General features: G+C 58.8%; 20 protein-coding genes. 9 read left to right on the forward strand and 11 right to left on the reverse strand.

Annotated features, from left to right (window positions below; translation table 11 throughout):
* Nucleotides 1–1540, reverse strand: a 1540-nt coding sequence (gene thrS, locus AC4GMC_RS06600) for a threonine--tRNA ligase (protein WP_490391444.1), incomplete at its 3' end; no start/stop codon positions are given.
* A 224-nt stretch (nucleotides 1541–1764) separates the two neighbouring features.
* Between thrS and AC4GMC_RS06605 the strand changes: the two genes are divergently transcribed.
* The 8 genes from AC4GMC_RS06605 (at nucleotide 1765) to AC4GMC_RS06640 (ending at nucleotide 8824) form a co-directional block, all read left to right on the forward strand.
* Nucleotides 1765–1989, forward strand: coding sequence for a hypothetical protein (locus AC4GMC_RS06605; protein WP_487877498.1), 225 nt, complete (start codon nucleotides 1765–1767; stop codon nucleotides 1987–1989).
* Between the two features lie 73 nt (nucleotides 1990–2062).
* Nucleotides 2063–2797, forward strand: coding sequence for an alpha/beta fold hydrolase (locus AC4GMC_RS06610; RefSeq protein WP_487877497.1), 735 nt, complete (start codon nucleotides 2063–2065; stop codon nucleotides 2795–2797).
* A 49-nt stretch (nucleotides 2798–2846) separates the two neighbouring features.
* Nucleotides 2847–3836, forward strand: a complete 990-nt coding sequence (locus tag AC4GMC_RS06615; protein ID WP_487877496.1) for an alpha/beta hydrolase — start codon at nucleotides 2847–2849, stop codon at nucleotides 3834–3836.
* A gap of 27 nt (nucleotides 3837–3863) precedes the next feature.
* Entirely contained in the window at nucleotides 3864–4841 is a 978-nt protein-coding gene (locus AC4GMC_RS06620) for an ester cyclase (protein ID WP_487877495.1), read from the forward strand.
* Between the two features lie 51 nt (nucleotides 4842–4892).
* Nucleotides 4893–5639 carry an SDR family NAD(P)-dependent oxidoreductase gene (locus tag AC4GMC_RS06625; RefSeq protein WP_487877494.1) on the forward strand — a complete coding sequence of 249 codons (747 nt, stop codon included), beginning with the start codon at nucleotides 4893–4895 and terminating at the stop codon, nucleotides 5637–5639.
* Nucleotides 5636–6652: a LacI family DNA-binding transcriptional regulator gene (locus tag AC4GMC_RS06630; protein WP_487877493.1), complete on the forward strand. Its 1017-nt coding sequence runs from the start codon at nucleotides 5636–5638 to the stop codon at nucleotides 6650–6652. Before AC4GMC_RS06625 ends, AC4GMC_RS06630 begins: the two co-directional genes overlap by 4 nt.
* Nucleotides 6649–7632, forward strand: coding sequence for a nuclear transport factor 2 family protein (locus AC4GMC_RS06635; protein WP_487877492.1), 984 nt, complete (start codon nucleotides 6649–6651; stop codon nucleotides 7630–7632). Before AC4GMC_RS06630 ends, AC4GMC_RS06635 begins: the two co-directional genes overlap by 4 nt.
* A 64-nt stretch (nucleotides 7633–7696) precedes the next feature.
* Complete coding sequence (locus AC4GMC_RS06640) at nucleotides 7697–8824, forward strand: cobalamin-independent methionine synthase II family protein (protein WP_487877491.1); 1128 nt, start codon at nucleotides 7697–7699, stop codon at nucleotides 8822–8824.
* On the opposite strand, the gene AC4GMC_RS06645 is transcribed toward AC4GMC_RS06640, so the two are convergent.
* The 7 genes from AC4GMC_RS06645 to AC4GMC_RS06675 all read right to left on the reverse strand — a co-directional run bounded on the left by AC4GMC_RS06645 (nucleotide 8821) and on the right by AC4GMC_RS06675 (nucleotide 16191).
* The gene (locus tag AC4GMC_RS06645) at nucleotides 8821–9162 is read right to left on the reverse strand and encodes a DUF427 domain-containing protein (protein ID WP_487877490.1); all 342 of its coding nucleotides are present in this window, start codon (nucleotides 9160–9162) and stop codon (nucleotides 8821–8823) included. The two genes, AC4GMC_RS06640 and AC4GMC_RS06645, sit on opposite strands and share 4 nt — an antisense overlap.
* Before the next feature lie 133 nt (nucleotides 9163–9295).
* Complete coding sequence (locus tag AC4GMC_RS06650) at nucleotides 9296–11092, reverse strand: aminopeptidase P family protein (RefSeq protein ID WP_487879257.1); 1797 nt, start codon at nucleotides 11090–11092, stop codon at nucleotides 9296–9298.
* A complete protein-coding gene (cobT, locus tag AC4GMC_RS06655) occupies nucleotides 11092–12963 on the reverse strand; it encodes a cobaltochelatase subunit CobT (protein ID WP_487878663.1) in 1872 nt (623 codons plus the stop codon). The genes AC4GMC_RS06650 and cobT overlap by 1 nt, the downstream gene beginning before the upstream one ends.
* 79 nt (nucleotides 12964–13042) lie before the next feature.
* Entirely contained in the window at nucleotides 13043–14014 is a 972-nt protein-coding gene (gene cobS, locus AC4GMC_RS06660) for a cobaltochelatase subunit CobS (RefSeq protein ID WP_369793311.1), read from the reverse strand.
* A gap of 274 nt (nucleotides 14015–14288) precedes the next feature.
* Nucleotides 14289–15104 (reverse strand): PepSY-associated TM helix domain-containing protein, encoded by an 816-nt coding sequence (locus AC4GMC_RS06665; RefSeq protein ID WP_487878805.1) that lies wholly within the window; start codon nucleotides 15102–15104, stop codon nucleotides 14289–14291.
* A gap of 43 nt (nucleotides 15105–15147) precedes the next feature.
* Nucleotides 15148–15510 carry a hypothetical protein gene (locus AC4GMC_RS06670; protein ID WP_487878806.1) on the reverse strand — a complete coding sequence of 121 codons (363 nt, stop codon included), beginning with the start codon at nucleotides 15508–15510 and terminating at the stop codon, nucleotides 15148–15150.
* A gap of 54 nt (nucleotides 15511–15564) precedes the next feature.
* Nucleotides 15565–16191 (reverse strand): DnaJ domain-containing protein, encoded by a 627-nt coding sequence (locus tag AC4GMC_RS06675; protein WP_487878807.1) that lies wholly within the window; start codon nucleotides 16189–16191, stop codon nucleotides 15565–15567.
* A 79-nt stretch (nucleotides 16192–16270) separates the two neighbouring features.
* Between AC4GMC_RS06675 and AC4GMC_RS06680 the strand changes: the two genes are divergently transcribed.
* Nucleotides 16271–16528, forward strand: a complete 258-nt coding sequence (locus AC4GMC_RS06680) for a BolA family protein (protein ID WP_487879478.1) — start codon at nucleotides 16271–16273, stop codon at nucleotides 16526–16528.
* Here AC4GMC_RS06680 and AC4GMC_RS06685 read toward each other — a convergent pair.
* The 3 genes from AC4GMC_RS06685 to AC4GMC_RS06695 form a co-directional block, all read right to left on the reverse strand.
* Nucleotides 16518–16862: a DUF4177 domain-containing protein gene (locus tag AC4GMC_RS06685; RefSeq protein ID WP_487879479.1), complete on the reverse strand. Its 345-nt coding sequence runs from the start codon at nucleotides 16860–16862 to the stop codon at nucleotides 16518–16520. The two genes, AC4GMC_RS06680 and AC4GMC_RS06685, sit on opposite strands and share 11 nt — an antisense overlap.
* A 28-nt stretch (nucleotides 16863–16890) precedes the next feature.
* Complete coding sequence (locus AC4GMC_RS06690; RefSeq protein ID WP_487879480.1) at nucleotides 16891–17331, reverse strand: NUDIX hydrolase; 441 nt, start codon at nucleotides 17329–17331, stop codon at nucleotides 16891–16893.
* Nucleotides 17328–17754, reverse strand: a 427-nt coding sequence (locus AC4GMC_RS06695; RefSeq protein ID WP_487879481.1) for a hypothetical protein, incomplete at its 5' end; no start/stop codon positions are given. The genes AC4GMC_RS06695 and AC4GMC_RS06690, both read right to left, overlap by 4 nt.

Here is a 17754-nt window from a genome sequence, read left to right on the forward strand (position 1 = left end):
GTTGGCTGTCTTGGCCGATGTAGCTGGCGTCCAGCCGCTCAGGCAGGACGAAATCTACCTGATGGGTGCCGCATTGCCAATCGCGGCCAATGGCGTCCGTCAAAACGAACTCTAGCTTAGGGCCGTAGAAGGCACCTTCGCCAGGGTTGATCTCGGGCTCAATGCCCGCTGCGCGGGTGGCATCCAGCAGGGCAGCTTCGGCTTTGTCCCATACTTCATCAGAGCCAGAGCGTACCTCAGGCCGGGTCGAGAACTTTACGCGGAAATCCGTAAAGCCGAGGTCGCGATACATGTCCGACAAAAAGTCGATGTAGATGCGCGTTTCGCTCTCGATCTGGTCCTCACGGCAGAAGATGTGGCCATCATCCTGCGTAAACCCGCGCACACGCATGATCCCGTGCAACGCCCCCGATGGTTCATATCGCGCACACGACCCAAATTCCGCCATCCGCAGGGGCAGATCGCGGTATGATTTTAGGCCTTGGTTGAAAATCTGCACGTGACAGGGACAGTTCATCGGCTTGAGAGCGTTGACAGCCTTTTCGCGGGCATGATCTTCGTCCACCTCAACGATGAACATGTTTTCTTGGTATTTTTCCCAGTGGCCGGACTCGATCCAAAGCTTGCGATCGACGACTTGGGGTGTGTTGACCTCAACGTATCCGCCCGCGCGCTGTTTGCGGCGCACGAAATCTTGCAGGTCGGTATAGATGCGCCAGCCGTTGGGGTGCCAGAATACTTGGCCCGGGGCCTCTTCTTGCATGTGGAACAGGTCCATCTCGCGCCCAAGGCGGCGGTGATCCCGTTTTTCGGCTTCCTCAAGAAACGTCATGTATTGCTTGAGGTCATCGCGGTTGCGGAACGCCACGCCGTAGATGCGTTGCAGCATGGGACGGGTATTGTCGCCCAAGAAATACGCAGCCGACACATTGGTCAGCTTAAAGGCATCGGCAGGCACTTGGCCGGTATGTTGCAGGTGCGGGCCGCGGCACAGGTCCATCCATTCGCCATGCCAGTACATGCGAATGTCTTCGCCTTCGGGGATGCGATCTAGGATGTCGACCTTATAGGGCTCATCGTTGTCGATGTAGTATTGACGAACCTTTTCACGGCTCCAAAGCTCGGTGCGGACGGGCTCACGCGCGTTGATGATCTCTTTCATTCGCTTTTCAATCGCGCCCAGATCTTCGGGGGTGAAGGGCTCGGCGCGGTCAAAATCGTAGAACCAACCGTTGTCGCGCACAGGGCCGATCGTGACCTTGGTGTCGGGCATCAACTCTTGCACAGCGCGGGCCATGATGTGGGCCAGATCGTGCCGGATCAGCTCTAGCGCGGGGTCTGCATCCTGCATCGTGTTGATGGCAATAGTGCAATCGGCCTCAAGCGGCCAAGCCAGATCCCAATGGGCGCCATCGACTTGGGCGCTGATCGCTTTTTTGCTGAGAGATTTGGAAATCGCCGCGGCAACTTCAGCCGGCGTGGTGCCAGCGTCCACGTCACGTGTATTGCCATCGGGAAAGGTGAGGGTGATCTGGGACATCGTTTGTGTCCTCCGTCGTTTTGGCGCCCACGGAGCGCCCGGTTGCGGGTAATATGTTCGGCCGCTTTGTGACGGGTGCCGCCGTGGGCGTCAACCCGCGCCTTAGCTAGGTATGCAAATGTATGCCGAGAAAGCTATTTAAGTCGCAGAAAATGCTGGAAAAGTCGCTTTTGCGCACCATGTTTCCGATAAGAAAGTTTTGTAACCGTACAAAGGCCCTTGCCATGCCCACCCCCAACCGGACTTTTGATCTGAGTGTAGAAGACCTTGAATTGATTGAAGCCGCCCTGCGCCGCAAGAAGCGCGCGCTCAACGAGGCGCAGCTGGTTGGCGCGGGCACGCCCGATGATGCGGCTGATCAGCTAAAGGACATCCACGATCTTTTGGGGCGACTGCATAACCAAAAGACGTTCTATCGTCCTAAGCAATCCGTCTACGTGAGCGGCTAGGCGGCGTTTAATCTAGGCCTGACACCCTTCGTTCTTTGCGCCATAACCGTAAAAAACGAGAGGGGAGCCGCACATGCAATTTTTAGATACGCCTCAGGGCCGCCGCATCGCATATCACCGAAGCGAGGGCACAGGCCCGACCGTCGTGTTCTTGGGCGGTTTCAAATCAGATATGGAGGGGTCCAAGGCGACCCACCTAGAGGTCGTGGCGCGCCGGGAGGGCCGAGCGTTTGTGCGGTTTGATTACTCGGGTCATGGGCAAAGCTCTGGCGCCTTTACCGATGGTTGCATCGGCGATTGGCGCGATGATGCGCGCGCCGTACTTGACGAACTGACAACGGGTCCGCTCGTGCTGGTGGGGTCCTCCATGGGCGGGTGGATTTCGCTGTTACTCGCACGGGAAATGCCTCAGCGGCTTAAGGGACTGGTTACCATTGCAGCCGCGCCGGATTTCACCACGCGTCATTGGGATGGGCTGTCCGAGGCGGATCGCGCCACAGTGTTGCGCGAGGGGCAGGTGGCCCAGCCCAGCGACTATGGTGAACCTTATATCTTTACCAAACGCCTTTTCGATGATGGGGCAGAAAACCGCGTTCTAACAGCGCCCCTTTCCCTCAATTGTCCCGTCCGCATGGTGCAGGGCACCCAAGACAATGCGGTCCCGACATCTGAGGCAACGCGTCTATTGGATCATCTGCGATGCCCCGACGCGCAGCTTTTGCTGGTCAAAGACAAGGATCACAGTTTTTCAGACCCAGAATGTTTGCATTTGATCGAACGCTGCGTTGCGGAAGTCTCGGCATCTTGACGCATACCTCTTTCTGGGCCGGTCGCCTTTCAGGTTGGTGGAGAACACGATGCTCGAATTTTTGACATGGACAGCACGGGTTGGTGCGGTGTTGTTGGCCATCGGTGCGGGTTTGTGGTTTTTGGGCCCGTATGAGCCGGTTGAGGCCGCGAATGCGTTTGATCCTAGTCTCTTACCCGATGACCTTGATGCTCATCTGGCGCGGTCAGAGGCCGGTGTGCCCAACCTGCGTCCCGGTACGCATAAACGTATTCATTGGCACGGCGCACCTGGTGTACAGACCGATGTCGCGGTGGTGTATATCCACGGGTTCTCGGCCAGTTCTGAGGAAATTCGCCCCGTTCCGGACCGGGTCGCACAGGCGCTTGGTGCGAACGTGTATTTCATGCGGCTGACGGGGCATGGCCAAGACGGTGCCGCGTTGGCCACGGCCACAGCAGGTGCATGGTTGCAAGACGTGGCAGAGGCCTATGCGATCGGTCGCAGGATCGGGCAGCGCGTCCTCGTGATTTCGACCTCAACTGGCGGCACCCTAGCGGCCGCAACGGCCGTGGATCCAGACATGTCCGAGGGCATCATCGGCCATGTGTTCGTGTCACCAAATTTCGCTCTGGCCAATCCTGCGGGGCAATTGCTTAGCTGGCCCGCCGCGCGGTATTGGGTGCCGCTCATTGCAGGGCGTAATCGCAGCTTTGAGGTCCGAAGCGAGGCTCACGGTGCCTATTGGACAAGCACATATCCTACCATCGCAGTGATGCCGATGGCGGCGATAGTGCGCCATGTGGCGCGGCTGGATGTGTCGGGGGCTGACCTCCCCGCGATGTTCCTGTTTTCTGATGCTGATCAGGTTGTTTCCTCCACGGCCACCCGGGCGGTCGCTGCGAAATGGGGCGGACGGGTCCAGCTAAAGCCGGTTATGGTCGGACCCGAAGATGACCCTTACAGCCATGTTATCGCGGGTGATATCCTGTCGCCTGGCATGACCGATGACGCCGTTGCATCCATCACGAAATGGGCGCAAACACTTATCGCACCCTAGTCACTGCTGCGAAAGAGAAGGCCTCCTATGGACCCCAAAGCCGTTGTTCAACCGCTTAGCGTTCTGTCCGATTGCACTTTGGCGCAGGCCCGATCCGCGCTGGACGAGGTGTTTGCGGCCGATGCGCTGATCCAACTTGGCGCGCCTTGGGTCACGGGCAAAGGGCCGGAGGCGTGGGCGGATCAGGCTCTTGCACCGCTTTACCATGCAATGCCGGACGCAGAACGGCGCATATGGATTGAGATGGCAGGCCATGACGCGGCAGGTCAGATGTGGGTCGGCCACGGCGGTCACTACATGGGCCAGTTTTCGGCCCCGTTTCTTGGTATTCCTGCGACCCACCGGATGGCCGCAATGCGCTTTCATGAGTTTTTTCGGATTGAGGGCGACCGCGTGGTCGAAATGCAGGCGATCTGGGATATCCCTGAACTGATGATGCAGGCGGGTGTTTGGCCGCTTGCGCCTTCGCTTGGGCGGGAATGGCTGGTGCCCGGGCCCGCGACCCAAGACGGCCTACGCATCGCCGGAGATGGCTCCCATGCGCTGGGGGTTGTTGGTGACATGCTAACTGGCCTTGGCCGTTCGCGCGAGGGTGAGGCTGCGATGGAACTGCCGCGCTATTGGCATCCGCGCTGCGGGTGGTACGGGTCTGCTGGCATTGGCACCGCGCGCGGAATCCGGGGCTTTAGGCGGCATCACCAGATCCCGTTTCTGGATGCGATGCCAGATCGGCGCGCATTGATGGATCAGGGACATTTCTTCGCGGAGGGCGCCTATGTGGGCTTTACCGCGTGGCCGGGGATGGAGATGACGCTGAGCGGTGCAAACTGGCTGGGCCTGCCCGCGACGGGGCAAAAGCTGACGATGCGGTCGCTGGATTTTTGGCGGGTTGAAGGCGACTTGATCCGCGAAAACTGGGTCTTGGTGGATTTGCTGGACGTCTATGCGCAGTTGGGAGTCGATGTTTTTGCGCGAATGGCAGCGTTGGGTAGCGGACAGGCTTGACCTTGGCGGCCCATTCCGGTTGCATACCTATGCAGTCTGACCGGAGCGCCCATGACCCCTTTGCCCAAAACTCCATCCTTTCGGCTTGAAGGTAAACGCGCGTTTGTACCCGGCGGTGCGCGGGGCATAGGCTTGGCCTGTGCTGCAGCACTTGCGGACGCAGGGGCAGAGGTCACGATTGCGGCGCGCAGTGCCGATCAGGTGGCCGAGGCCGCGTCGGCCTTGGGTGGGTCTGGCGTCGTGCTGGACGTGACAGATGATGCCGCCGTCCACGCTTTTTTTGCGCAATCCGACCCGTTCGACATCTTGTGCAATTCAGCGGGCCTTGCGCGTCACTCGCCCGCGATGGACACCACACCAGCTGATTTCGATGCGGTTATGGCAGTGAATGTTCGGGCCGCCTATTTTCTTGCCCAAGAAGCGGCACGCGCAATGGTGGGCCGTGGGGGATCGATCCTTCAGATCAGCAGCCAAATGGGCCATGTTGGCGGGATTGACCGGGCCGTTTACTGCGCCAGCAAACACGCGGTCGAAGGCATGACCAAGGCTATGGCGATTGAGTGGGGCCCGGAGCGTATCCGCGTCAACACGCTGTGCCCCACGTTCATCCGCACGCCGTTGACGGTCGCCACATTCGCGGACCCAGACAAGCGCGCTTGGATCGAGAGCAAGATCAAATTGCCCCGTGTGGCAGAGGTTGAGGATATCATGGGGGCCGTGGTCTTTTTGGCCTCGGACGCAAGTGCTATGGTGACCGGTACATCCTTGTTGGTCGATGGCGGGTGGACCGCCGGATGAACCGTAAAATCACCTCTTTGGACGTCGCTGCCAAGGCAGGTGTCAGCCAATCGGCGGTGAGCCGCGTCTTTACACCCGGCTCATCTGTCTCGGCCAAAATGGCCCAAAAAGTCCGCGACGCGGCAGAAGAATTAGGCTACCGGCCCAACGTTTTGGCGCGTTCGTTGATCACAGGCTCAAGCCGGATCATCGGGCTTGTCGTGGCTTATCTGGACAATCCGTTCTATGCCGATGCGCTGCAAAAGCTAAGTGAAGCCCTTGATCAAGAAGGCTATCACCTGTTGGTGTTCATGGCGGGCAATACCCAAGGCGACGTGGATCACGTCATTGAAAGCCTGATGGATTATCAGGTGGACGGGATTATCACAGCCTCGATCAACCTAAGTGGTGAACTGGCAGAACGTTGCGCGCGTGCCGGTATCCCGGTGGTGTGTTTCAACCGCTCTGTCATGGGAAAAGGGCTTTCCGCGATCTCATCAGCTAACCGAGCGGGGGGCACCAAGATTGCCGCGTTCTTGGCGGCGGGCGGCCATCAGAGGTGTGCGCATATCAGCGGTTGGGAAGGCTCTAGTACCGGGCGCGAACGGGCCAAGGGCTTTGCCGCCGGGCTGAACGACGCAGGTCTAGAACTCCATGCGCAAATCGACGGTATGTTTGATCGCGACACTGCGATGAATGCGGCGCAGACCTTGATGGAAATGCCCGAGCCACCCGATGCGATTTTTGTTGGTAATGACCATATGGCCATGGCTGTGATGGATCACCTTCGGTTTACGATGGGGCTGAGCGTGCCGAATGATGTGTCGGTTGTGGGCTATGATGATGTGCCCATGGCGGCATGGCCCAGCTATGACTTGACCACTCTGCGCCAACCCGCACGCCGAATGGTTGAAGCAACCGTCCAAGAAATACTGACCCGAATAAGCACACCTGACGCGCCCGTGCGTCGCATCGAAATTGACGGCCCTCTGCTGGTGCGGGGCTCGGCGCGTCTGCCAAAGGAGGCCCCATGAAGGGTTTTGACGAAAAGTTCCAAGATTTCCCGGACTATATCATCGGGATCACCAAAGAGATCTGGGAAGATCGGGGCATCGCGACCCTGCACGACTATTACCATCCCGAGATCGTCGTACGCTCACCGGCGAGTGTGGTGATCGGAAATCAAAATGTCATTGGCGCGACCATGGCCACATTGGCAGAGTTTCCTGACCGCCAGTTGTTGGGCGAAGATGTTATTTGGTCGGGCACGCCGGAAACGGGGATGCTCAGCTCGCACCGGATTATTTCCACCGCGACCCACGCAGGTAGCGGCGCCTATGGTGAGGCGACGGGCAAGCAACTGCGCTACCGCATTCTGGCCGATTGCCATGCGCGCAACAACATGATCGACGATGAATGGCTGATCCGCGACCAAGGTGCGATTGTGCGGCAGATGGGCTGGGACCCCAAAGCGTTTGCCGCAGATCAGATCACACGCGAAGGCGGGCCAGAGGCTTGCGTCCGCCCGCTTAGCCCCGAAACGGATCAGCCCGGTCCCTACAAGGGCGCTGGCAACGATGACCAATGGGGCGCGCATTACGCCGAGATTTTGCAGCGGATCATGAGGGCGGATATGGCCGCGATCCCAGACAGCTATGATCGTGCGTGCCAGCTGGAATATCCGGGTGCGCACACGGGCCATGGTTGGGGCGATGCCGATCGGTTCTGGATGTCACTGCGTGCGGCGTTCCCAGATGCGAAATTCACCTGCGAACACGTCATCGGCCGCGATGATCCGACAATGCCGCCACGTGCCGCGATCCGGTGGTCGCTGTCGGGCACACATTCCGGCTGGGGCGCATTTGGTGCACCCACTGGGGCGCAGGTGTACGTGTTGGGCATCAGCCATGCGGAATTTGGCAGTTTCGGCGTTGCAGCACCCAAACTGCGTCGCGAATTCACGCTGTTCGATGAAACAGCCGTGTGGAAACAGATTCTGCTACAAACGGGCTAATCCAGCCACCGATGACTTTTTGAACGCGGCACATGCGAAAGCTTGCCGCGAGGGGGAGACCAAGATGATCAGAACAACCCATGTGGGCAGCCTGCCGCGCACTCAAGACGTGGTGGATTTGATTTTCGCCCGCGAAAACGGTGCGGATTATGATCCGGCCACGTTTGACGCCACCATGACAGCGGCCAGTGCGGCGACTGTTGGGCGTCAGGTCGCGTCAGGCGTGGATATCGTCAGCGATGGTGAGACGTCGAAGATCAGCTACGCGACTTACGTCAAAGACCGCTACACGGGCTTCTCTGGCGATAGCCCCCGCAATGCGCCAGCCGATCTCAAGGCGTTTCCGGGTTTTCTAAAGCGGCTCGCGGATGATGGCGGGACCCCGCAATATGCACGTCCTATGTGCACTGGCCCTGTTGCGTCCAAAGGGCAGGGTGAGTTGCAGACCGATATCGCCAACCTCAAGGCCGGTATGGCAGAACATGGCGCAAAAGAGGGCTTCATGAACGCGGCCTCACCTGGTGTGATCTCCTTGTTTCTGCAAAACGATCACTACCCCACGCGAGAGGCCTATCTGGCGGCACTGGCCGACGCTATGGCTGAGGAATATCGTACCATCGTCGATGCGGGCCTGTACCTACAGCTCGATTGTCCCGACCTCGCACTCAGCCGTCATATGCTGTTTGCGGACTTGTCCGATGCAGAGTTCCTCAAGATCGCCGCAAGCCACGTAGAAGCCCTGAACCACGCGCTCAGCGGGATTGATCCATCGCGGGTGCGTGTTCACATCTGTTGGGGCAATTACGAAGGCCCCCATGTTTGTGATATCGATATGGCCAAGGTGTTCCCGACGCTAATGTCGGTCAATGCAAGCCAATTGCTGTTTGAGACGTCAAATCCGCGTCACGCGCATGAATGGACCGTGTTTCGCGACCGCGCCGCTGAGATCCCTGAGGACAAGATCCTTGTGCCAGGCGTGATCGACAGCACCACAAACTTCGTTGAACACCCAGAACTGGTCGCAGAACGCGTTACGAAATTCGCACATATTGTGGGGGCTGATCGGGTTATCGCTGGCTCAGATTGTGGGTTTGGAACATTCGCCGGGTTCGGCACTGTTGATCCAGACATCGCCTATGCCAAGCTGAGCGCCCTGTCTGAGGGCACCCGCCTGGCGGCCGAACGGCTCTAGAGCTTTTCGACGTGGATGATCCCGGTCGCAAAGGCAATATGCCCTGCGATCGCGGAAACCGCGTCGATGGGGGTCTCATAGGACCAAGCCACGTTGTCAACTTGTCCGCTGCGACCGACTAGGTGAAAATAGCTCGCCACACCTTTTTGAGGGCAGGTGGTGGTTTTGTCGGAAGGCTCAAGAAAGGCCATGCCGATGTCGTCACGGGGAAAATAGATGACGGACGGCATGTTGCCTTCGGTCAACTCCAGCGCATGGCGGGTTTCACCAAGGACGGAGTTGTCGGTCCGAACGACCCAAGTACCGGTGGCCTTGTGAACGGAAATCTCTTTTAGCATGTCTCTCTCCCCAGAGTGTGAGGGCTTCATGTAACACAAACTGCGCAGAAAGCCACTGCCATGCGTTTGTGACATAGGTGTGACCGCGTCTTATGCACAAGGCGGGTGGCTAACGGCGCTAAGTGCCTTGGGCTTATAGGGGGGCACAGGCCGCCTTGAGCCATTCCAAAGGTGCTGTGTCTAGCTGTGCCCCAACTTTTGCAAGGACCTCACCATGATAAGCATCAATCCAGTTCCGCTCTGCCGGTGACAAAATCGTGACGTCAATCAGGCGCCGATCAAACGGCACGAAGGTCAGCGTTTCAAACGCGTATTGCGTGCGCTCAGCGTCGCCGCCGGGCAGGTCAGGCGCGGGCTGCACCACGATCAGGTTTTCCAGCCGGATGCCAAAGCGTCCCTCTAGGTAGTATCCCGGCTCATTGCTAAGGATCATCCCGGGTTGGAGCGGCAGGTCAGACACGCGGCTCAAGCGTTGTGGCCCCTCATGCACGCTGAGATACACCCCAACGCCATGTCCTGTTCCATGGTCAAAATCGCGCCCCGCCGCCCAGAGCGGCGCCCGAGCCAAAGCGTCCAGATGCGCCCCGGCGACGCCCTTTGGGAACCGCGCACGAGATATCGCGATAAGTCCCTGAAGCACTTGGGTATAGGCCGTGCGTTCCTCCGTTCCGGGTTCGCGCAAGGCCATCGTCCGGGTGATATCGGTGGTGCCGTCCAGATACTGGCCGCCGCTGTCTACCAACAGCAGGGTATCGTCCGCGAGAGGGCGATTGGTTTCCTTGGTGACACGGTAATGCATGATCGCGCCGTTGGGGCCGCTGCCGCAGATCGTCTCAAAACTGATATCGCGCAGTGCATTTGTTTCGCGGCGGAACCCTTCGAGGGCGGTGACGACGTCGATCTCTGACAGGCTGTCTTTGGGGGCACTGTCGAGCCATGCTAGAAATTTCACCACTGCACTTGCATCGCGCAGGTGGGCGGTGCGGGTAGCCGTTATTTCGGCATCAGTCTTGGCGGCTTTGGGCAGGGCGCAGGGGTCACGAGTATCGACGGGTGTCGCACCTGCCGCCGTCAGCGCGCGGTAAACTGCAAGGGGAGCTGTTCCGTAATCCACGGCAACCTGGCCGGTCAACTCGGAAAGGGCGCTGGCAAAACCGTCGGGCTCGGCGAGTGTGACGCTCTCTAGCGGTGCGATGGCCTCCAGCTTTTTGGCATCGATGAACAGCGTTACCGAGCCATCGTCATGCAAAATGCCCAGACACTGCGCAATCGGGTTGCGGGGGATGTCCGCACCACGAATATTCAACAGCCAATTTAGGCTGTCCGGGAGGGTTAACACCGCGGCTGAGTGGCCCGCTTTGCGCAATTCTGCCGCGAGGCTGCTTCGCTTGTCCTCGGCGCTCCGCCCGGCAAGTGCGTCTGGATACAACATCACAGGTTCGGTTGGGGCAGCGGGGCGATCCTCCCAAATGCGGTCCAATAGGTTGTCTGTTTCGCGCAGATCGATGCCCTTGTCGCCAAGGGCGCTGGCGAGTGCGAGGCCCTCTTTGACCGTATGCAACCAAGGATCAATCGCCAGCGTCTGGCCTTTGGTCAGGCGCGCCTCAAGCCACTCCGTCAGGCTGGTTTCTGGCCAATGCACAGGGGTGAAGCTGCCTAGATCAACCTGATGCTTGACCTGTACACGGTAGCGGCCATCCACAAATACGCCCGCCTGATCGCGCAGCGCCGCGCAGAAACCGGCAGATCCGGTAAATCCCGTCAGCCACGCCAAACGGTCATCGCAGGGGGCAACATATTCGCCTTGGTGGACGTCCGCGCGCGGGATGAGGAAACCATCGACATCCTCTGTCTCCATGATGCGGCGCAGGGCCGCCAATCGGGGGGGGCCGTTTTCGGGGCGCGCGCTCACGGAGAAGTCTTGAAACACTAGGAAACCTTTTTCATTCCGGCGAACCGCGCCCTTGCGCGCGGGTCCGTATCAAAGAGAGATGCAAGCTGTTCGGTCATCGCACCGGCCAATTGCTCAACGTCGGTGATGGTCACGGCGCGCTCGTAATAGCGGGTCACGTCGTGGCCGATCCCAATGGCGATCAGTTCGATCTGCTTGCGCTTTTCAACCATGGCGATCACGTCGCGCAGGTGTTTTTCGAGGTAGTTGGCCGGGTTCACAGACAGCGTGCTGTCGTCAACGGGCGCGCCATCAGAGATAACCATCATGACTTTACGCGCCTCTGGGCGGGCGAGCATCCGGCGCTGCGCCCATTCGAGCGCTTCACCGTCAATGTTTTCCTTCAGAAGGCCTTCTTTCATCATAAGCCCAAGATTGGGCCGGGTCCGGCGCCATGGTGCGTCGGCTGATTTGTAGATGATGTGGCGCAGGTCGTTTAGGCGTCCGGGCTGTTGGGGGCGCCCCTCTTTGAGCCATTCTTCACGGCTCAGACCGCCCTTCCATGCGCGGGTCGTAAAGCCGAGGATTTCGACCTTCACGCCGCACCGTTCCAGCGTGCGGGCCAGAACATCGGCACAGATCGCGGCGATCGAAATAGGCCGGCCCCGCATCGAGCCGGAGTTATCCAGCAAGAGCGTCACGCATGTGTCGCGAAATTCTGTGTCACGCTCCATCTTGAAGCTGAGCGGTGTGGTCGGATTGGCAACCACCCGTGCAAGGCGGCCGGCATCAAGAATGCCTTCCTCAAGATCAAACTCCCAAGACCGGTTCTGCTGCGCCTGAAGGCGACGTTGCAACTTGTTGGCCAGACGCGACACGGCGCCCTTCAGCGGCTCTAGCTGCTGATCTAGGTAGGCACGCAAACGCTCCAACTCAGCGGGTTCCGCAAGGTCTTCGGCACGAATTTCTTCATCGTGTTCAGTGCGGTATACGATGTAGCCGGGATCAGCCTCAGAGATGGGGGCCGGCGGGGGCGGCTCCATGTTGTCTTGGCTTTCGGGCATCTCGGCTTCTTCGGCATTCTCAGCCTCAGCCATGTCGTCCATCGTGACAGAGGCCTGCGCGGGATCGGACTGCTGTTCTTGGCTCTGCTCGGGCGAGGCCTCGTCGTCCTGCTCGGACTGGTCGTCTTCGCCGGTGCTGTCGGGCTGCTCATCCTCATCGGACTGGCCTTCTTCGTCCTGATCTTCGTCTTCTTGGTCAGGATCGTCGCCCAACTGATCGCCGTAGCCCATATCGTCAATCAACTGACGGGCAAGCTTGGCGAATGTCGTTTGGTCAGCCAAGGCGCCGTCAATGCCGTCCAAGGTGCCTTCGCATTGGCCTTCGATGAAATCGCGCCATAGGTTCATGACATTGGCGGCAGCGGGTGGCAGGTCACGGCCCGTGGCCAAATGCCGGATCAGATAGCCCGCGGCGGTAGCCAAAGGTGCCTGCGCGGCTTCTGTGATCTCACCATAGCCACGGCGCGACGCATCCGAGCCGATTTTGGCGTCGATGTTACCCGCAGTGCCGGGCATGGCGCGTGCACCAACTGCTTCGCACCGGGCGGTTTCCATCGCATCGTAAATCTCACGCGCCATGTTCCCGCTGGGCAGATAGCGGCTGTAGGTGCTTGCGTCGTGGTACTTGTGCCGCAGCGCAAAAGCATCGGCAGTGCCGCGTGCCAGTAAAACCTCTTCGCGGGTCATGCGGCGCGTCACCTGCGGCAACCGCACACTGTCGTTGGTGGCACCGGGCGGGTCTACGGAATAGCTAACGCCCAACTCAGGATCGTCGGCCAGAACCTTGGTCGCCTCCGCAAGCGCCTTTTTGAACGGATCAGCCGGGTTATCGTTGGGCTTCTTCATACTATCCTCCGGCGGCGGAGGGCGTTGCTACGCAAACCCGCCCGCCCAGATTTTAACGGGAAAACCCGCCACGCGTCCCTTAGCCGAGGCTCATGCTTGCAGCACTTTCGGGCAGTTCTTCGTCAAAGCAACGCTGGTAGAATTCGGCCACGGTTTGACGCTCCAGCTCATCACATTTGTTGAGGAACGACAGGCGGAACGCATAGCCCACGTCGCCAAAGATGCGCGCGTTTTCGGCCCATGCGAGTACTGAGCGTGGCGACATTACGGTCGACAAATCACCATTCATAAAGGCAGTCCGCGTTAGGTCTGCAACGGTCACCATCTGGCTGACGATCTGGCGGCCTTTTTCAGTGTTGTAATGGGGCGATTTGGACAGAACGATCGCGGCTTCTGCATCGTGGCTGAGGTAGTTCAACGTTGCCACCAGCGACCAGCGGTCCATCTGGGCTTGGTTGATTTGTTGGGTGCCGTGATAAAGGCCAGTTGTGTCACCCAGACCGACCGTGTTTGCCGTCGCAAACAAGCGGAACGATGGGTGCGGTGTGATGATTTCGTTTTGGTCCATTAGCGTCAGTTTGCCGTCGGCTTCCAGCACACGCTGGATCACGAACATCACATCCGCGCGGCCCGCATCGTATTCGTCGAATACAATAGCAACAGGGTTGCGCAGTGCCCAAGGCAGGATGCCTTCGTGGAATTCGGTAACCTGCACACCATCCTTTAGCTTGATCGCGTCTTTACCGATCAGATCGATACGGCTGATATGGCTATCAAGGTTCACACGCACGGCGGGCCAATTCAGGCGGGCCGCGACTTGTTCAATGTGGGTGGATTTACCAGTGCCGTGGTAGCCTTGGATCATGACACGGCGATTGTAGCCAAAGCCCGCAAGGATCGCGAGGGTGGTGTCTGGGTCGAACTTGTATGTCGGATCAATCTCGGGCACGCGATCAGAGGCTTCTGCAAACCCCTTTACCTTCATGTCTGAATCAATTCCGAACACTTCCCGGACCGAGATATCTTCGGTCGGTTTTGCAATTTGCCCCATGCCACCATCCGCCATCGTGTAATCCTTACTTTGTTGGAGGCTCTTGGCCCACCACGTTTGACGCAACATAACGCATGAAACGGCGAGGGGAAGGGGTGTGCTGGCACTATCGCGCCTGTCTTGACTAAGACCAGCCCGCAGCCGGCTGGGTCGGGCGACAATGGTCCGCCGAAGGCTCCAATAAAAAGGGGGAGGGGCGTCTGCCACGACCACCCCTCCCCGGAGAAGGATCACGCAATATAGCGGTATAGCGATGCTTGCGCGATCCTTTCGCTCACTCGGCGGCTTGCGGGGCGGACGCCCCCCGAAACCATCCAAGCTTGCGAAACACAATCCAGTCGAGCGCGAGGGCCACGATCAGGCTGGCACCGACAAGCGGCAACAGGATCATCAATGTCAGGATCAACGTGGCCACCGGCCACGATATCGGCAGAACCAGAACCACTGCTAGCATTGCGGTAAAAAGATGCATTTGCTTCCAAAACCCGCGCTTTGTGGCTTGGTTTTTTGGCAGGCTGGGCAAGGCCGCACGATCTCGGAGCCGCTGTGTTCCGCGCGGCAACCACAAAACAGCCCCAGTTACCAACATGATGACCGCCCAATGTGCGGCCAGTTCCACAAATTTGATGCCTATGTCACCAAGCAGTAGCTCTCCGTGGAACTTCTTCACTTGGTGCATCAGCATCGTGTCGCGTGTTTGCACTGCGATGATCTCTGCGGTGTAGGGATTGATCCACGCGTAACTTCTGTCGCCCTGGGGGGTGTTGAACTCGATGTGGGTGATTTGTCCGGGCGAGGCGGACGGGACAACAGCGCGCATCCGGGAAATCCCGACAAAGGTGTCTAGTTGTGCGATCTGAACGGCGATAGGCAGGGCAGATTCCTGCGCCTCGACATACAACCGCTCTGCATAGAGCCAGTTTTCGATCTGCGGCTTATAAAGGTACAGGCCCCCCGTGATCGAGAGCATTGCCATGAATGGCAACACATAGAGAGAGGCGAGGAAATGCCATTTCCAGACTAGGCGGTAGAACGCCCCGCCACGAGCAACGGTCGGGCGGATTGCGGCCGCCTCGGTGATATCGGACATCTAGTACGGTCTTTCGCTGTAATTTCAGTCTGAACAAAAAGGATCAGACTGGCAGCGGGGGACCTTGGGAGGGGGGCGGTAGAACGGCAGCCAGCGGGGCAGACACGAGGTCGGCGCGCGCCGCATCGCGAAGGCCTGCACGCGCGAGCGTTTGCCAAACGGGTGTTTCGGGTACGGCGATTGCGACAACCGCGTCCTTAAACACACATTTGTGCGCCTCGGTATCCGCGACTTCGACGGGCTGGCCCTCAGCGTCAATAACGATGGTCTGCATCTCAAAGCCGGAGCAGATCACAATGGTTTGGAATTGGCTCGGCATCAGCTCCATGGCGATAGCAGATGCACGCGGGGCAAGAATACCCAACGTGATCGTCAAAACCATCAAAATACGGAGCGCGTGCTTCATAGCAGTCTTGGTGAGGCAGACGCTCCTGTGGAGCAACCGCCAAGATGTCGCAGCCTATTTAAAGCTGCGACTGTCCTTGATTTGGTCCCAAGCCCAAACAACCTCACCGAGCTGTTCCTCTTGGCTGCGGTCGCCGCCGTTCATGTCGGGGTGCAGAACCTTGATCAGCTTCTTATAAGCCTTTCTGATCTCGGCCTTTTCCCAATGATCCTTGGCTTCAAGGATATCGAGCGCTTTTCGCTCAGTGGGCGGCAATCTGCGACCACCGCCACCGCCTTTGCCGGGGTTGCGGGTGGCATTGGCACCCAGCACCTGATGCGCATCATCCACACCCAAACGGGCCCATGCACGTTCTTCAGCCGATTGCTTGAATGGCTTGGTGGGGCGCTCGCCTACTTTGTCACGGTCAAGTTGTGCGTTGATTTCTTCTTCGGTTGTCCCGTCGAAGAAGTTCCACTTGAGGTTATATTCCCGCACGTGCTCACGGCAGAACCAATAGAAATCGTCCAGGATGTCCGGGCTTTTGGGGGCGCGGTATTGGCCCGCTTCCTCACAGCCTTTGTGTTCACAGACACGTTTAGACGTCTCAAACGCCCCGGACATGCCGCGCCGTGTGCGGTTGGTCTTTTTCTTTGCGGTCGAAACACGCATGTCGAAGTTGAATGGATCGCTGCTGCTCACGGGTGTGTCCCCTTCGTTGCAAGGCCCTAGACTTTAGACTATCTGGCGGGGGAGTGAAGAGGCAGCGAGGGGATTTTTCGTGACTAAGGCCGATAAAATTGAAGCCGCCCTGCGCGCGGCGTTTACACCGCAGGTTTTGGACGTCGTGAATGAGAGCCATATGCATGCTGGGCACGCCGGTGACGATGGCACCGGAGAGACGCACTACGCCGTGCGCATCCAATCCGCAGCCTTTGAAGGTTTGTCACGGATTGCCCGCCACCGGGCCGTGCATGCCGCCATCGGCAAAGACCTGATGGTGCAAATTCACGCTTTGTCGCTGGATATCAGCGCGTAGAATCGCCCGTTTCGTCGATTTGCCTGAATTCAGGCACGTCTTGGGGCGCATGGTCACGCTTGGGGCGTGCCAACAGCGGATGAGTGACGGAGGCTGCGGCCTGCTTGGGGCGGCGAAAGATCAGCATCGTGTGCTGAACCGTGCTGCGAAACAGAAATCCGCGCCGTTCCTCCGCCGGGAGGGTGTCGGTGCGGATATACTCCCACCCCTCGGAGCCTAGCTCGTTCATCAAGGTGCCAAGGGCATTGGCAAACTTCGCCTCATTGCCGTGAATACCCTTGCCAGATTTACCCCGACGCGGGGCGGGGACGATTTTGTATTCGAAAGTTTGCATTTTGGCAGGTGTCCTTTGGGAAGGGGCGCTAAGCGGGGGCTGCTGTTCGCTGATGCGCAAGCGCCGCTGCAATCACGCGGTCCACGTTTTGGCTAAAGGGGCGACTGGCGGCTGCGATTTCTGACAGAGGAATCCATTCGGCGTCCGCAGCATCATCCGCAGCGACGGGGCTGCCCGACACATAGTGACAAAGTACAGCCGCCAGCAGGTAATGATGGGTAATGCGGTCTTGCCGGTCACGGCCAACGACATCTAAGCAAGTCAGATAGCCTGCGGCCGTCGCAGTGACCCCTGTTTCCTCATCCAACTCGCGTACCGCAGCCTCAAGCGCGGTTTCACCCCATTCGACGTGCCCGCCGGGAAAGCCCCAAAGCCCGGCGTTCGGTTCTTTGCCGCGCTGCACCATCAGGGCCGCGTCGTCGCGTAAAACAACTGCAATCGCGCCGACCTTTGGTCGATCCGTGCTCATAGCAGCCCCTTGGCGGATTGCTTTTCACCGCGGGCGTAGAGCCAAAACAACAGTGTCAGCGTCAAACTGCCCGTCATCAGTGCGCAACCAACCCAGCCAGTAACAGAGACCATCGAAGGGTCAGACAGGACCAATAGGTAAAGGGTCATCACAGAATTCAGCACGAACGAAAGCCCAAACAGCCAAACCGCCGCGCGGTTCAGAAGAACCAACGCCGCCCCCCCAAACAGAGCAAGAACAACCTGCGTGCCCCACACTGCGTCAAACCAAGCAGGTATTGTTGAAAACCATTCCTGTTGCTCGGGTGTGAATGCCTCATAATAAGCCGCTAGATGATATTGAACGGCCACGTAGTTGAAGAGGACGGTAACTCCATAAAATACAGTTACCAGTCCCATGAACCAGTAGTGAAAACGTTCCATC

The sequence above is a fragment of the Thalassobacter sp. genome (genome assembly GCF_982993085.1).

Excerpts from the sequence above, each read along its gene's own strand:
- AC4GMC_RS06605 (WP_487877498.1), top strand. The coding sequence starts at position 1,765 with ATGCCCACCCCCAACCGGACTTTTGATCTGAGTGTAGAAGACCTTGAA.
- AC4GMC_RS06670 (WP_487878806.1), bottom strand. The coding sequence starts at position 15,510 with ATGAAGCACGCGCTCCGTATTTTGATGGTTTTGACGATCACGTTGGGT.
- AC4GMC_RS06640 (WP_487877491.1), top strand. The coding sequence starts at position 7,697 with ATGATCAGAACAACCCATGTGGGCAGCCTGCCGCGCACTCAAGACGTG.
- AC4GMC_RS06635 (WP_487877492.1), top strand. The coding sequence starts at position 6,649 with ATGAAGGGTTTTGACGAAAAGTTCCAAGATTTCCCGGACTATATCATC.
- cobT (WP_487878663.1), bottom strand. The coding sequence starts at position 12,963 with ATGAAGAAGCCCAACGATAACCCGGCTGATCCGTTCAAAAAGGCGCTT.
- AC4GMC_RS06685 (WP_487879479.1), bottom strand. The coding sequence starts at position 16,862 with ATGCAAACTTTCGAATACAAAATCGTCCCCGCCCCGCGTCGGGGTAAA.
- AC4GMC_RS06645 (WP_487877490.1), bottom strand. The coding sequence starts at position 9,162 with ATGCTAAAAGAGATTTCCGTTCACAAGGCCACCGGTACTTGGGTCGTT.
- cobS (WP_369793311.1), bottom strand. The coding sequence starts at position 14,014 with ATGGGGCAAATTGCAAAACCGACCGAAGATATCTCGGTCCGGGAAGTG.
- AC4GMC_RS06690 (WP_487879480.1), bottom strand. The coding sequence starts at position 17,331 with ATGAGCACGGATCGACCAAAGGTCGGCGCGATTGCAGTTGTTTTACGC.
- AC4GMC_RS06615 (WP_487877496.1), top strand. The coding sequence starts at position 2,847 with ATGCTCGAATTTTTGACATGGACAGCACGGGTTGGTGCGGTGTTGTTG.
- AC4GMC_RS06610 (WP_487877497.1), top strand. The coding sequence starts at position 2,063 with ATGCAATTTTTAGATACGCCTCAGGGCCGCCGCATCGCATATCACCGA.
- AC4GMC_RS06620 (WP_487877495.1), top strand. The coding sequence starts at position 3,864 with ATGGACCCCAAAGCCGTTGTTCAACCGCTTAGCGTTCTGTCCGATTGC.
- AC4GMC_RS06630 (WP_487877493.1), top strand. The coding sequence starts at position 5,636 with ATGAACCGTAAAATCACCTCTTTGGACGTCGCTGCCAAGGCAGGTGTC.
- AC4GMC_RS06665 (WP_487878805.1), bottom strand. The coding sequence starts at position 15,104 with ATGTCCGATATCACCGAGGCGGCCGCAATCCGCCCGACCGTTGCTCGT.
- AC4GMC_RS06625 (WP_487877494.1), top strand. The coding sequence starts at position 4,893 with ATGACCCCTTTGCCCAAAACTCCATCCTTTCGGCTTGAAGGTAAACGC.